Raw genomic sequence first — 13,394 nt, 5'->3', positions numbered from 1 at the left:
GGAATTGCCTTTAAATCAACCAGGCCGGAACATACCAGTTTTTCTTATCAATGGGGATGATATCCGATGGCAGGCAAATGACCAGACCTGTTCCGATTTCCGTCTTTAAATGGGAAGTCCCTTTGAAGACATCGTCTTTTTCCGGTTCTTTTTCAATCGGTTTGAGAACAGAAAAATGCTTTGTCGCTCCTTTTGGCGCGGAGGCTTTCTTTATTTCAATCGGATTTACGATCCCATTCTGATATAGGATCAAGTCGATTTCTTTTTGGTTACTATCGCGGTAAAAATACAATGGCGGCTTCTTTCCTGCGTTCAAGTAACTTTTATAGATTTCACCTACGACCCAGGTTTCAAAAATTTGTCCGCTCATAGCACCCTTTTCCAGTACCTCCGGAGAATTCCACCCTGTCAGGTAAGCGCACAGTCCCGTATCTAAAAAATACATCCGAGGAGCTTTGATGACACGGTTCAGGGCGTTATTGAAATATGGCTGCACGAAAAGCACCAGCCCGGAAGAAACCAGGATCGACAGCCATTGCTTTGCGGTCGGCGCAGAAATATCCATTTCATTAGCCAGAGCCTCATAATTTACGTTGGTTGCGGTCCGTGCAGCTACTGCTCTCAGAAAGCGGAAAAAATTCATTTCATCGGCGACCTGGGATAAATCCCGGATATCTCTGCTTATATAAGTCTGCAAATAAGATTCAAAATAATGTTCCCTGTTCACCGATTCGTTTTCATAAAGTCTCGGCATAGAGCCTTTGTATATCCGCTCGAAAACTTCCATCAGGCTCATGGAGTTTCCATGGTCAAGCCGTTTGATCAGCGAGGGAATATCAGCATCAAAGGCAGCATAACGCCTGCCGTTGATCTCGCTATTTGAAAGGCCTTCCATTTCCAGGATGCCCACTCTTCCTGCCAGGGATTCCGTCACATTTTTCATCATGCGGAAGGTCTGGGAACCGGTCAGCCAAAAATCGCCGCAGTTTTTATTGGCGTCCACATACATCTTAATATACGGAAACAGTTCCGGGGCATATTGGACCTCATCAATGAGAACGGGCGGCTCATACCTCTGCAAAAACATGGCCGGGTCTTCTATGGCCGCCTGCCTTATGGACGGATCATCCAATGAGACAATGCGGCGTTCCCTTTCCGCCATTTTTTTCAATAAGGTTGTTTTTCCAACTTGGCGCGGACCGGTCAAAAGTAATACAGGAAAAGTCTCACTCACATTTCTGACCGCATCTTCGATTGTTCTTTCAAAAAATTTATTCTCCATGTGTTTTTTACCCCTTATTTATGCAAATCTAAAATATAAATTTATTTTAACATAAAACGCGCAAATCGTCAAACGAACCCGCCGGGCATGAACTTATAATTTTTTCGCTACGACGAAAAAATTTCACGATATTCAACCGCTCGGCAACGCCGTATCCCAATGGTTAGAATAGTATCATTGTAAGCTAGAGGGAGCAAAGCGGCCGGTTTGAGGGATATGGGCCTCTTTGCGTAAAAAGTAAAAAAGATAGACGAAATTTACCCTGTTTTCAACGATTGAGCCATCTCAAATTCGCCTTGAAGCAGGGTTTTCCGTTTTCTGGCCTTTTTGGAAAGATCAGTCTCCGCAAACCCACGGAATTGCGTAAAAAACGAAAATTCTTATAAAAATTTTCCGGCTTCTTTTACCTTGCGGCAACGCCGCGCTCCGATGGTTAGAATACTATACGATGCGAGCCACGTCGAGCATCATTCAACATATTGAACCCCTCGGCGAAGCCGTACCAATTGGTCAATATGTTATACCTTGCGAGCCACGTCGTAGCAAGATATAGGTGCGGCAAAGAATGATCGGTGGTATAATAAAATAAAATATGTTAAAAAGGGAGAAAGTCCTGTGAAATTAAAAAGACTGCGGGATCATCCAAAGCTCCTGGAGCAGGCGGCTGCCTGGTTTGCGAGCAAATGGGAAGTCCCGGTCGAAGCCTATAAGGAAAGTATGGAGCTGTGCATCCGGCAGCAGCAAGGGATTCCCCAGTGGTATGTTGTGCTGGATGAAAAGCAGGGAATTATCGCCGGCGCGGGTGTCATTGAAAATGATTTCCATGAAAGGAGAGACTTGACGCCCAACCTGTGCGCGCTTTTTGTTGAAGAGAATTACCGCTGCCAAGGAATCGCCAGGTCAATTTTGGATTTCATCCGAAAGGACCTTGGGGAGATGGGAGTTTCAAAGGTCTATTTGATTACGGATCATATGGAATTCTATGAACGATGCGGGTGGAAATTTCTGACGATGGTTCGCTGCGAGGAAGGCGAGCTGATACGCATGTATGAGGCGGACTGCTGCGGATGGGACGTATCGCTGGCATAAAAGGATGAGAGAAAGCTGGTGAAAATATGAAACGCGAACAGATATTTGCATATGTAAGAGAAACTTATGGAACAGAACCGGACTACCCATGGGCCAAATCGCCGGAGTATGCGGTGCTCCGCCACAGGAACAGCCGAAAATGGTACGGCCTGGTTATGAATCTGCCTGCCGATGCGCTGGGCATTGAGAAGGCTGGGAATGTGGAGGTCATAAACTTAAAATGCGATCCTTTTCTAATTGGCACCTTACGCAGTCAGGAAGGATATTTTCCGGCTTACCATATGAACAAAGAACATTGGATCACCGTGCTGCTTGCCGGGCCGGTTTCAGAGGGTGAAATTTTTGATCTCATTGATCTAAGTTACGATTTGACGAGGTATGGGAAGAAATGAAATCCATATATCGAAACGAGATCGCCAGGAAAGCGGTGCTGGACCTATACGACGCCCAGCTGCAGGAGCTGAATCGCTCTTATAAAGACCTGTATGTCGAGACATCCTTTGGAAAAACCCATTTAATTGAAACGGGTGATTTTTCCGCAAAGCCGCTGCTGCTTTTTCACGGGGGCAATGCGACAACTGCATACAATCTGAAATACTGCCAATTTCTGCTGGACAACTTTCATATTTACGCAGTGGACACCATCGGCCATCCAGGCAAAAGCGAAGAAACCTGTCTGTCCCCAGCAAACCAGGATTACGGCAGATGGGCCAGCCAAGTGATCACCCAGCTCGGGTTTGAGAAAATTGCCTGCTTTGGCGGTTCTTTTGGAGCAGGGGTGCTGGTAAAGACCATGTGCGTTTCTCCGGAAAAAGTTGAGCGAAGCGCGCTGGTGGTACCTTCTGCCATTAAGAATGCTCCGGCCTATAAAAGCATGAGCATGCTGCTGCCGATGATTCTGTATTGGATCACCCATAAAGAAGAGTGGTTTATCAAATGTCTGTTGCCCATGGCCGTTACCAGAGAAAACATTTCCGACGATATCCTGGCGACTGCCCGCTGCAGCATCGATAATGCTAAGATTAAAACTGGCATGCCAAAAGACGAAAGTGAGGAGCACCTGAAAAGATTTAAAAATCCGGTGTTGATTATGGCGGCGGAGAAGGATTGTTTGTTTCCGGGAAACCAGGTGATCCGCCAGGCGAAGAAGGTCTGGAAGCAGTGCCAGACCTATTTGCTGGCTGGAAGAGGGCACATTCATGAATTAACAGATGAAGAAAAAAATCAGATCTTAAAGTTTTTATTGAGTTAAGGCGCCAAAAAGATATAGAAGGGAGCAAACAAAATGAACACCCAGGAAATCATAACCAAGCTGCAGGAGATGGCTTCGGAAAAGCACAAGGCCAATGTGGTAAAGCTGGGAATTCCGGAGGAAAACAGCATCGGCGTTTCGACGGGAGATATCCGCAAGCTGGCGAAATCCATAGAAAAATCCAATGAACTGGCCCGTGAGCTATGGGAAACCGGTTATCATGAGGCAAAGCTTTTAGCCGCGCTCCTCTTTGATAAAAAGAAAACCACCATGGAAGAGGTGAAAGCTTTGATGCAGGATGTGATCTCCTGGGATCTCTGCGATCATCTGTGCAAGAACTTAATCATCAGAATAAAGGGATATGAGAACTTGATTCCGGAGTGGGCAGAATCAGAGATGACATACGAAAAGCGGGCCGCCTTTACCTTGATTGCTTCTGCGGCTATTCACGAAAAGAAGCTCAGCGAGGACGTGCTGGATAACTACTTGCAGCTAATTAGGGAGCATTCCGCCGATGAACGGGATCATGTAAAAAAAGCGGTCTCGTGGGCACTGAGAGAAATTGGAAAGCGAGATTTTGATTACAACGAAAAAGCGCTGCTGCTGGCCCACGAATTAAAAGAAAGCGGCGGTAAAGCGCAGGTCTGGATCGGGAAAGACGCGCTGAAGGAACTGGAAAACTTAGTGAAAGTAGAGGGGCGCAGCAGGCTGATTTCCTCCAAGTCACAGATGGGGAAAACCAGCCGCAGCTGATGCCGTAAGGAAAAGGGGATATTATCAGGTCCGGGCGGCGTATTCATAGAGAAAGTAGGACATACGGACCTCCCGTCCTTTAATGGTGTACGCGGCATCCTGCCGGCCGCGCCGTTTCATGCCCTGATGCTCATAAAACTGGTAATTGCAGCTGGTGTCGGTGAACAAATAGAATTCATGGAGTTTTTCCTCTTCCATGTAGGCAAGTAAGGATTGGAATAACTGCCTTCCGACTCCTTTTCCCCGATGGGTTTCATCTACGGCAAAAAAAGCGACTTCTCCAGGGTAGGTTTTGCCAGTGCTGTCTAACAATGCTTGATCGATCTGGGTTACATTTTTAAAGAGCTTGCTGGCTTTGCGGCCTTCTTTGCACAGCATCAGCGAAACGATGGAAAACAGCCAGCGTACCTTCTGCGGCAGCGGACATTTGCAGGCAGCCGTATTTTTGCCCATAATAATCCCCACAGGAACATGGTCGATGAGGGCGACCCGGGTGAACGTCTGCTGGATCAGACAGCTGTTCAAATAAACCCTCGCCAGCTTGGCCGCTGCCTTGGGGCCGCAAAATTCTTCGTAATTCCAGGTTTTACTGATGATTTTCTCCAGGGCTTTGCGATCCTGATTTTGAAATTCTCTTAAAAGAACAGAATTTGACATGTTTTGATTTCCTCCTGTATATTTAACTTAAAGCTTAGGAAGCATAAAAAGCGGCCGCCGTATGCTGTAAAACCAGAATAATCCATACAGCTACTGTACGGTCAAGAGGGAAATGAAAAAATGTCAAATCAAAAAAATACGTTGTTTACAATCGGCCAGTTCGCCGACCTGCATCAGATCAATAAAAAAACGCTCATGTGGTACGATGAAGTGGATATTTTCAAGCCTGCGGTTATCAAGGAAAACGGTTACCGCTGCTACACCTACGATCAGAGTACTACGCTGGAAACCATTCTCATGCTGCGCAAGCTGGACGTCTCGATTCCAGAGATCAGGGAATTCATCAATGCCCGTTCGGCTGCTGCGCTGCGGGATCTTTTCGCGGAAAAAATTGCCGAGCTGGATCAGACCATTGCCCATATGAAGGCTATGCGAAAAACTTTGACGGACCGGCAAGAAACCATGTCCCGGCTGGTGGATCTGGATTTGTCTGAGATCAGCATCATTGAAAAGAAAGCCTCCTGTCTGGCGGTTGTTCATATGGAGAAAGGAACACCTTTAGAAGCGGAGATTAAACGGGTAATCGAGGAAGCAAAAAAATATTCCTTCCAGCGTCTCCATGATGCTCAGTATGGTTCGATGATCGAGGTTGAAAAGCTCTACCAGGGAAACTTCGACGATTACTTTGCCTTTTTCATCAATCTGCCGGATCCTGGAACTGGAAAAGGGCTTCATGTTCAGCCGAAAGGGCGGTATCTGAAAGCTTTCTGTAAAGGCAGCTGGGAGAAGCTGCCCGTCCGATATCAGGAAATCCTTCAATATGCAAAGGACCACGGATTGACCCTGCGCGGCTATGCTTATGAACGAGGTATCAACGAGATCGTTATTGATACCATCGATGACTATATTACACAAATTGAAATCCCTATAATGGAATAAACCTTGTCAATTAAAGAAAGGAGCCGTTTCATGAAGGAAGAAGAAAAAATCTTTGGCGGATGGATGTTCGATCCCCGTAAAAAAGAACTGAAAGACCTCAAACATAAAGCTCATCAGGCGTGCAAGCGCTACAATGAGAGGGATGAATACGATTCTGACCGAGCTGCCATCATTAAAGAAATCATCGGCAATATCGGAGACACTTACTATTTTCAGGGCCCGATCCAGATCAACTATGGATGCCATACCTTTATTGGAGAAAATTTCTTTGCCAACTTCAACTTGACCATTATGGATGATGCCCGTATTTACATCGGCGACAATGTGTGCTTTGGTCCCAATGTTTCGCTGATGGCCACCAACCATCCTCTGATCGCGGATGAGCGGATGGGAATTGATGAAAACGGGAATACCACCATGGCAGAATACGCGGAAGACATCCATATCGGAAACAACGTATGGATTGCCTGTAACACAGTGGTCATCGGCGGCGTACATATCGGCGACCATGCGGTCATTGGCGCGGGAAGCGTGGTGACAAAGGATATTCCGGACCATTATCTGGCCTACGGAAATCCTTGCAGACCGATACGCCCGATTACAGAAAAAGACAGCAAGGCCCATCTCTTTCTGCCTGAGGATAGGCCGTCAAAATGATGGTGACGGCCGTTGGCAAAAGAATCGATTGCCGCTATAAGGAGCTATAGAAATGGAGGATGTTATGAACGTTTGCATTTTAATGGGCAGCCCGCGAAAGCATGGCAATACTGCCGCCCTGCTCAAGCCATTTATGGAAGAGCTTGATGCCTGCGGGTATGAGAGTGAGATGATCCGGCTTTACGATCTGGAGATCAAACCCTGCATCGCCTGTAGAAACTGCCAGCAAGACTGGTCCGGCTTTAACTGTTCCTTTGATGACGACGGCCAGCAGGTGGCCCAAAAACTATTGGCATGCGATATGATCGTTCTGGCCACACCGGTTTATTCCTGGTATTGCACGCCGCCGATGAAAGCGCTTTTGGATCGGATGGTATACGGGCTGAATAAGTATTACGGCGATAAGAAGGGGCCTTCTCTTTGGAAGGGGAAACGGGTCGCCCTCATTACCACTTGCGGTTACCCGCCGGAAAAAGGCGCGGATCTTTTGGAGGAAGGCATCAAACGCTATTGCAAACACTCCCAGCTCATCTATAAAGGGATGCTGGCGGAACGCCATATGGGCTATGAGACGGTGTTCATGGATGAAGGAAAAGAACGGCGTGCAAGAGAATTTGCTGCCAGATTATGTGCCGCCTTGGATCAGGAATAAAGATTGCGATAGGTTTTTCTTATTCTAGCGCTAGAACCGCCATATAAAAAGCATAAGAGGAGGATTTGAACATGGAGTTTATCCCGGTTCTTTCTAAGGATGCGGAACAAATACAAGCTTTATCTCGCCTGGCGGTCAGGATCGTCAGAGATTACTTTACCCCGATCATCGGTGAAACGCAGAACGAGTACATGATTGAAAAATTTCAATCTCCATCTTCAATAAGCAGGCAGATCGAGGAAGGCGCCAATTACTATTTTGTAAGGAAGGACAATCGGAACATCGGATTTCTTGCTTTTTATCCCCGTGATGGTAGGATGTATCTGAGTAAATTTTATCTGGACAAAGCAGAACGAGGCAAGGGTCATGCCAGCGGCATGATGGACTTCCTCGTTGACGAGACTTTGAAATGTGGATATTCCTCCATCCTCCTCAATGTCAATCGGAACAATCCGGCGATCGCAGCTTATGAGCATATGGGATTCAGAAAAGCAGGGGAAGAAAAAACACACATTGGCCGCGGGTTTATCATGGATGATTATGTCATGCAGTTTGATCTGAACCAAGAAAGGCCGGGAAGGCCAGACAGTGGAAGGAAAACTGGTCTGCGCTGTGAGCCAATTGCCGCAGAACATCTGGGCGGACTGACTGCCCTGTGGACGGACGAGGCATTGATTCGCTATACCAATATCAAAGCGCCGTGCAGTCCAAAGGAAGGGGAACAAAGGTTGGCTGTCTTTTTGGACAATCAGAAAGATTTGACCTGCCCGACGATTTTTACACTCTTCTATGCCGATGAAATTTGCGGTATGGCAGGGTGTCCGTTGATTCGGAAAAACGAGTTCGGCTTTTTCTATCAGATTAATCGCTGCTTTTGGAATAAAGGAATCGGCGGTAAGAGCGCGGGCTGGATGATCGCCTATATGCGGGCCAATTATCCCGGCTCAACGATCTATGGGGATGTGGTGACAGAAAACACAGCCAGCGTAAAAATTTTAGAAAAACTCGGATTCAAGTCATCCGCTGTACGGGAGAACGGATTTGAGCGGGGCGGCAAGACCTGGGATGTAGAGGATTTTTACCTGAAAATTTAGGAGTAAAAGCGTTGGAATTAGATGATGCTACCATTGGTAGCAGTATGGGTAAAGAGCGTAGCAGACATTTTAGGCGGATTTTGTTATCCTTTGCAAGAGGTGATAAGTATGACATTTGCAGAAAAACTAAAAAGCCTGAGGACAAAAAACGGATATTCTCAGGAAGAGCTGGCAGAGGCGCTCAATGTTTCGCGGCAGGCGATCACAAAATGGGAGAGCGGTAAAGGGCTGCCGGATATTCAAAATTTAATCGCCATTTCCGATCTTTTTGATGTAACGCTGGATTCCCTGATGAGGGAGGAAGAGGAACTGGAGATGTCTGACGAGAGCAGCTGTTGGATTACAGCTTCTGCCGGAATAACAGTCGGCCTGTTGATGAGCTGGTTCTTGCAGGATTCCCTGGATGTTAAAATTATGGGAGCATGGGGACTGGGCGGGGGCGTGATCGGTTATGCCGCAGGATATCTGGGGACATTGCTGAAAAAAAGATAGGCGTGGTTTGATCGGCGCTTATCAATCATTTGCAGTTAAGCAAAGGAAAGGACGGTGGTTTGGGTGAAACGCTGCATTGTTTTATCTGGAATAGTTGGCTTGATTCGATAGTTTAACAAGGAGGAAGGAAAATGACTATTCCAGAGAAAATGATTTATCCCCGCACTGGGGATCACGAAACCGTTTATTTGAAAAATGTGATTACAAACCCCAATATCTTAGTGGGAGATTATACCATGTATAACGATTTTGTCAATGATCCGAGGCTGTTTGAACAAAACAACGTACTGTATCATTACCCAATCAACCATGACCGGCTGGTCATTGGCAAATTCTGTTCAATAGCTTGTGGTGCAAAGTTTCTTTTTACCAGCGCCAATCATACTATGTCGTCACTATCCACATATCCATTCCCGCTGTTCTTTGAAGAGTGGAACCTGGATCGTAAAGATGTGACAACTGCCTGGGATCGCAAAGGCGATATTGTAGTTGGAAATGATGTTTGGATCGGCTATGAGGCTGCGGTGTTATCCGGCATTACCATAGGAAACGGAGCCATTATCGGAACCCGGTCGCTGGTAACCAGGGATGTGCCGCCCTATACCATTGTAGGAGGAGTGCCGGCAAAACCGATTCGAAAACGGTTCGACGATAAAACGATCGCTTCTTTGACCGCCGCCAAATGGTGGGACTGGCCGAAAGAAAAAATTGCCCGAAATCTCGATGCGGTTCAATCCGGCTGCATTGAACAATTGAGGTGATCAGAGGGCGAAAGCTGCCGTTTTGTGTTATCTGCCTCAGACTGGACCTGGTTCGCTATAAAAGGCAGCAAAGCGGAGCTGTCATCGGATTGAAAAGTGAGTGCCGAGAAACCCGGATTAAGGTTTTTTTGCTAATTTCTATTCGAAATTAGCTGTTTTGAGGGCAATGTCCATATAAAAATGGAAAAATCTTTATGTTCGGTAGATTGAACAGGATTAATTTGCTGTGAAAGATGAGATTGAAATTGGAAAGTTTGCGCTAACTCGTCCTGTGACTTCTGCTATTTATTAAAAATTGGAAGAAATAGGCCGGGGAAAGCCAAATTTATATGGACATTGCTGCAAAAACCAGGCATTTCGAATAGATTTAGAAATTATTTACATTTTAGCTGCCTGGTTTTCTATTTGTATATAGCAGGGCTGCTGCTTTTTCTAGTCGGGATCAAATTCCGAGTCATTCCTGTAAATTTCTGAGAAAGTACGGAATCTTTACGTAGAGTTGCGGGGCCTCATTTTATAGAAAAGGAGCAAGATCTGTCCACCATCCCTTTTGAATTTTGCTTGACCAATAGGTAGAAGTTTGATATATTATTGAATGAACCATTCAATAATAATGACAGAGGTGGGATATGAAAAACCGGATGGATGTGATTTATCAGGCAGCCAGCCATTTGTTTATTAATAAAGGATATGCACGAACCCAAATGAAGGATATTGCCAAGGAGATCGGCTTATCCACAGGCATGCTCTATGTTTATTTTGCTGGAAAAGAAGATTTGCTTCATTTCGTTCTGAAAGGAACCATCGACCCGGCCTTCATAAACAGAGAGTTTGAATTGCCGGTCGACCCGGGAATCTTTGATTCCCTAGAAGAAGAAATCATGGAGGTATTTGAAAACAATACAAAGGAATTCGCGTCCCATCTGAACCACTTGGAGGATTATCCTTTTGAACAAATGCTTTCCCATGCGTTTGACATTATTTCCAGATACGGAACCGGATGCTTGATGATCGAAAAAAATCCCGACACATTGAAAAAGCTGGCCGGTTACTATAAAGCGTATCGCAGACAATTTTTCGATCAAATGCTGGCGTATGTGAACGGCTATATGGAGCAGGGAATGTTCCGCAAAGTGGAGCAGCCGGTTTATTGCGTCCGCCTGATCATAGAAACTTTGTGCTGGTGGGGGATGCACATCATGAACGACGCGTTTGAGCTGGAGCAGGATCTGCCGGTGGAGACTGCGAAAAAGGTCTGCCTGGATAACTTGATCCATGCGTACAAGCAGTAAAGGATCGAGCAATGATGCATACGGATAATGGATGACCGAATCTGAACGGAGCGATTGATGCTCCGTTAAAAAATATAAAGAAATTGAATGAACGGTTCAGTCAAGAAATAAGGAGGAATACATCGATGAAAAAGAAAGTATTATCAGGGTTACTGGGGGCGGCTGTGCTGGCGGTCCTGCTATGGGGATGCGGAGAAGGGGATTCAGCGCCTTCCCTTGTCAATACGATGAGGTTTGACGCAGATCGGTTTCAAAAGATTGAATTGGATTATGATGCGGACGATATCCGTCTGTTTGCAGGTGAACAAGAGCAAGTGGTGGTCAAGGAATATTTGAGCAGAGATAAAGAGAAATATTATGGCCAAAGGCTGGAGACAGAAAGAAGTCTATTGGTTTCGGAGGGAAAGCGTCCGCTCTTATCGGATTTTGATTCTTATATTGAACTCTACATACCAAAGAACTATCGAGGGAATCTTTCGCTCCATTCCACCAGCGGGACTATCGAAACTGGGCCTGTGACATTAATGGGAAATTTGAAACTAGATACGACGAGCGGTTTGATCCGGGCATCCGATCTTGCTGCAAATTCCATACGGATAGCTACGACAAAAGGAGAAATTAGAGGTTCGGGCCTTACATCAGAAACGGTGACTGTCGTCAGCACCAATGGTCCGGTGAAGCTGACAAGATTGGAAACTTCTCTCTTTGTTACGGAAACCACTGGAGCGGATACAGTCATTAAAGATGTGTCTGGGAAAGGGGATTGCAGAACCAAGAACGGAGATCTTACTATCGAAGGATTAAAGGGAGGCGGAACCTTTGTGGTTTCCGGAGATGGTTCAGCCGAAGTGAATGTGATGGAAGTAAGAGAGGATGTTGATGTCACCACCAAAAACGGAAAGCTGGAAATCGGCTTGCCGGAGGGGCTGAGCTGCAAATTTTCTGCCTCAGCAAAAAACGGAAAGATCACTACGCCTTTTGATGGCAGCTTGGCGGTGGAAGAAAGGAATACTGCAGGTATCATAGGACGTTCTGCCAAATTTTCCATTAGTCTATCCAGTAAAAATGGTGATATAATGGTCAAATAGAATACGAGGAGGAATAACATGGAATTAAAAAAAATTGACAAAGACTTTTCCGTATGTAAAATTAAGGACTTATCCCAAGTGAACTTAAAGGATGAATTCTACTTTATCGGCAGGACCGATGAGGAACTGTCGCTGGTCTGTGAAACAGGCAGCGCTCCGGCTGGTACGCTGGAAAGGGAAGACGGCTGGAAAGCGTTCCGCATTCAGGGTGTTTTGGATTTTTCACTGATTGGAATTCTGTCAAAGATATCGGGAATTTTGGCGGATAACCAGATTGGGATTTTCGTAGTGTCCACATATAACACTGACTATGTGCTGGTAAAGGAAGGAAACTTTGAACAAGCGCTCCGCATACTGGAAAAGGAAGGTTATGAGATCGCTGATTAATCAAACAAGCCATACAGCTGTCATGTTTGATGCGGTATGATCGTGTAAAACAACAGCAGGAGGATGAATCATGCACCAGGTAAAGGCAAAAGGAATTCTTTCAGCAAAGAACGGCATCAATCTGTACCGCGGCTGTTCCCATGGCTGTATTTATTGTGACTCCAGGAGCAAATGCTATCATATGCCCCATGCATTCACAGACATCGAAGTGAAGTCCAACGCAGTGGAGCTTTTGGAAGATGCACTGAAACGCAAACGGAAAAAATGCATGATCGCCACCGGAGCGATGACCGATCCGTATATCCCTTTAGAGATGGAACTTGAGCATACGAGAGCATGCCTGAAACTGATTGAGCGGTACGGATTCGGCGCTGTACTCCATACCAAGTCTGATCGTATCCTTCGTGATCTGGACCTGATTTGCCGAATTAATCGAAAGACCAAATGTGTAGTGCAAACGACTCTTACCACTTACGACGACGCATTGTGTAAAATCGTGGAACCCAACGTCGCTGCCACGGGGCAGCGTCTTGCGATGCTGAGAACCATGAGGGATAATGGCATTCCAACGATCGTCTGGGTCAGCCCCATCCTTCCCTATATCAACGATACGGAGGAGAACCTTCAAGGACTCTTAGAAGGCTGTATAGAAGCCGGAGTGCATGGAATTATCTGCTTTGGAATGGGCCTTACTTTGCGGGAAGGAAACCGGGAATATTTTTACCAACAGCTGGACCGCTATTTTCCGGGACTAAAACAGAAGTATATTGAAGAATACGGAAATGCTTATCAAGTGAACAGTCCCAAAAACCAGGATTTAATGAGGCTGCTGAAAACGACTTGCAAGAAACATGGGATCCTCTGCGATATAAATGAAATCTTCAAGTATTTGGCAGAATTTGAAGATAAGGAAGAGGCCCGCCAGCTTAGCTTTTTTCCGAATACAGAAAGAATAGAATGAACAAAGAGGCTATGGACACTTTTCGCGTCCCAGCCTCT

Annotated in this window: 16 protein-coding genes; 14 read left to right on the top strand and 2 right to left on the bottom strand. The window is 45.9% G+C overall.

From position 1 onward, the window contains the following. Positions 1–10: 10 nt before the first annotated feature. A complete protein-coding gene (locus tag NIA71_RS04870; RefSeq protein WP_253019817.1) occupies positions 11–1,282 on the bottom strand; it encodes an ATP-binding protein in 1,272 nt (423 codons plus the stop codon). 615 nt (positions 1,283–1,897) lie between these two features. Here NIA71_RS04870 and NIA71_RS04865 point away from each other — a divergent pair. From NIA71_RS04865 to NIA71_RS04850, 4 genes are read left to right on the top strand one after another with little or no spacing between them, the layout of a single operon-like run. Then, on the top strand, positions 1,898–2,371 hold the full coding sequence (locus tag NIA71_RS04865) for a GNAT family N-acetyltransferase (RefSeq protein WP_253019816.1): 474 nt from the start codon (positions 1,898–1,900) through the stop codon (positions 2,369–2,371). Positions 2,372–2,397: 26 nt separating this feature from the next. Then, entirely contained in the window at positions 2,398–2,763 is a 366-nt protein-coding gene (locus NIA71_RS04860; RefSeq protein WP_148395886.1) for an MmcQ/YjbR family DNA-binding protein, read from the top strand. After that, a complete protein-coding gene (locus NIA71_RS04855) occupies positions 2,760–3,623 on the top strand; it encodes an alpha/beta fold hydrolase (protein WP_227755344.1) in 864 nt (287 codons plus the stop codon). The genes NIA71_RS04860 and NIA71_RS04855 overlap by 4 nt, the downstream gene beginning before the upstream one ends. A 33-nt stretch (positions 3,624–3,656) precedes the next feature. Continuing rightward, on the top strand, positions 3,657–4,376 hold the full coding sequence (locus NIA71_RS04850; protein WP_253019815.1) for a DNA alkylation repair protein: 720 nt from the start codon (positions 3,657–3,659) through the stop codon (positions 4,374–4,376). Positions 4,377–4,400: 24 nt separating this feature from the next. Here the strand turns inward: NIA71_RS04850 and NIA71_RS04845 are convergent, their stop codons facing one another. Further along, positions 4,401–5,033, bottom strand: coding sequence for a GNAT family N-acetyltransferase (locus tag NIA71_RS04845; RefSeq protein ID WP_148395883.1), 633 nt, complete (start codon positions 5,031–5,033; stop codon positions 4,401–4,403). 120 nt (positions 5,034–5,153) lie between these two features. On the opposite strand from NIA71_RS04845, the gene NIA71_RS04840 reads away from it, so the two are divergent. From NIA71_RS04840 to NIA71_RS04795, 10 genes are all read left to right on the top strand, one after another. Next, positions 5,154–5,972, top strand: coding sequence for a MerR family transcriptional regulator (locus NIA71_RS04840; protein ID WP_253019814.1), 819 nt, complete (start codon positions 5,154–5,156; stop codon positions 5,970–5,972). Between the two features lie 30 nt (positions 5,973–6,002). Further along, positions 6,003–6,629, top strand: coding sequence for a sugar O-acetyltransferase (locus tag NIA71_RS04835; RefSeq protein WP_253019813.1), 627 nt, complete (start codon positions 6,003–6,005; stop codon positions 6,627–6,629). Between the two features lie 64 nt (positions 6,630–6,693). Continuing rightward, positions 6,694–7,281 (top strand): flavodoxin family protein, encoded by a 588-nt coding sequence (locus tag NIA71_RS04830; protein WP_148395880.1) that lies wholly within the window; start codon positions 6,694–6,696, stop codon positions 7,279–7,281. 71 nt (positions 7,282–7,352) lie between these two features. Next, positions 7,353–8,375, top strand: a complete 1,023-nt coding sequence (locus NIA71_RS04825; RefSeq protein WP_253019812.1) for a GNAT family N-acetyltransferase — start codon at positions 7,353–7,355, stop codon at positions 8,373–8,375. 108 nt (positions 8,376–8,483) lie between these two features. Next, positions 8,484–8,867, top strand: a complete 384-nt coding sequence (locus NIA71_RS04820) for a helix-turn-helix domain-containing protein (protein ID WP_253019811.1) — start codon at positions 8,484–8,486, stop codon at positions 8,865–8,867. A 131-nt stretch (positions 8,868–8,998) separates the two neighbouring features. Further along, positions 8,999–9,628: a CatB-related O-acetyltransferase gene (locus NIA71_RS04815; protein ID WP_227755338.1), complete on the top strand. Its 630-nt coding sequence runs from the start codon at positions 8,999–9,001 to the stop codon at positions 9,626–9,628. A 629-nt stretch (positions 9,629–10,257) separates the two neighbouring features. After that, positions 10,258–10,920 carry a TetR/AcrR family transcriptional regulator gene (locus tag NIA71_RS04810; protein ID WP_148395876.1) on the top strand — a complete coding sequence of 221 codons (663 nt, stop codon included), beginning with the start codon at positions 10,258–10,260 and terminating at the stop codon, positions 10,918–10,920. Positions 10,921–11,045: 125 nt separating this feature from the next. After that, positions 11,046–12,008: a DUF4097 family beta strand repeat-containing protein gene (locus NIA71_RS04805; RefSeq protein WP_148395875.1), complete on the top strand. Its 963-nt coding sequence runs from the start codon at positions 11,046–11,048 to the stop codon at positions 12,006–12,008. 18 nt (positions 12,009–12,026) lie between these two features. Continuing rightward, positions 12,027–12,395 (top strand): ACT domain-containing protein, encoded by a 369-nt coding sequence (locus tag NIA71_RS04800; protein WP_227755337.1) that lies wholly within the window; start codon positions 12,027–12,029, stop codon positions 12,393–12,395. 70 nt (positions 12,396–12,465) lie between these two features. Next, the gene (locus NIA71_RS04795; protein ID WP_253019810.1) at positions 12,466–13,356 is read left to right on the top strand and encodes an SPL family radical SAM protein; all 891 of its coding nucleotides are present in this window, start codon (positions 12,466–12,468) and stop codon (positions 13,354–13,356) included. Positions 13,357–13,394: the final 38 nt, after the last annotated feature.

The sequence above is a fragment of the Ihubacter massiliensis genome (assembly GCF_024125305.1).
Lineage (GTDB): Bacteria > Bacillota > Clostridia > Peptostreptococcales > Anaerovoracaceae > Hominibacterium > Hominibacterium faecale.
The sequence above is the reverse complement of the archived record's forward strand: the minus strand, read 5'-3'. Positions and strand labels throughout refer to the sequence as shown.

Bases quoted from the DNA above. Each gene is read 5' to 3' on its own strand.
- NIA71_RS04845 (WP_148395883.1), bottom strand. From the start codon at position 5,033: ATGTCAAATTCTGTTCTTTTAAGAGAATTTCAAAATCAGGATCGCAAA.
- NIA71_RS04860 (WP_148395886.1), top strand. From the start codon at position 2,398: ATGAAACGCGAACAGATATTTGCATATGTAAGAGAAACTTATGGAACA.
- NIA71_RS04800 (WP_227755337.1), top strand. From the start codon at position 12,027: ATGGAATTAAAAAAAATTGACAAAGACTTTTCCGTATGTAAAATTAAG.
- NIA71_RS04850 (WP_253019815.1), top strand. From the start codon at position 3,657: ATGAACACCCAGGAAATCATAACCAAGCTGCAGGAGATGGCTTCGGAA.
- NIA71_RS04855 (WP_227755344.1), top strand. From the start codon at position 2,760: ATGAAATCCATATATCGAAACGAGATCGCCAGGAAAGCGGTGCTGGAC.
- NIA71_RS04815 (WP_227755338.1), top strand. From the start codon at position 8,999: ATGACTATTCCAGAGAAAATGATTTATCCCCGCACTGGGGATCACGAA.
- NIA71_RS04825 (WP_253019812.1), top strand. From the start codon at position 7,353: ATGGAGTTTATCCCGGTTCTTTCTAAGGATGCGGAACAAATACAAGCT.
- NIA71_RS04830 (WP_148395880.1), top strand. From the start codon at position 6,694: ATGAACGTTTGCATTTTAATGGGCAGCCCGCGAAAGCATGGCAATACT.
- NIA71_RS04835 (WP_253019813.1), top strand. From the start codon at position 6,003: ATGAAGGAAGAAGAAAAAATCTTTGGCGGATGGATGTTCGATCCCCGT.
- NIA71_RS04805 (WP_148395875.1), top strand. From the start codon at position 11,046: ATGAAAAAGAAAGTATTATCAGGGTTACTGGGGGCGGCTGTGCTGGCG.
- NIA71_RS04795 (WP_253019810.1), top strand. From the start codon at position 12,466: ATGCACCAGGTAAAGGCAAAAGGAATTCTTTCAGCAAAGAACGGCATC.
- NIA71_RS04810 (WP_148395876.1), top strand. From the start codon at position 10,258: ATGAAAAACCGGATGGATGTGATTTATCAGGCAGCCAGCCATTTGTTT.
- NIA71_RS04840 (WP_253019814.1), top strand. From the start codon at position 5,154: ATGTCAAATCAAAAAAATACGTTGTTTACAATCGGCCAGTTCGCCGAC.
- NIA71_RS04820 (WP_253019811.1), top strand. From the start codon at position 8,484: ATGACATTTGCAGAAAAACTAAAAAGCCTGAGGACAAAAAACGGATAT.
- NIA71_RS04870 (WP_253019817.1), bottom strand. From the start codon at position 1,282: ATGGAGAATAAATTTTTTGAAAGAACAATCGAAGATGCGGTCAGAAAT.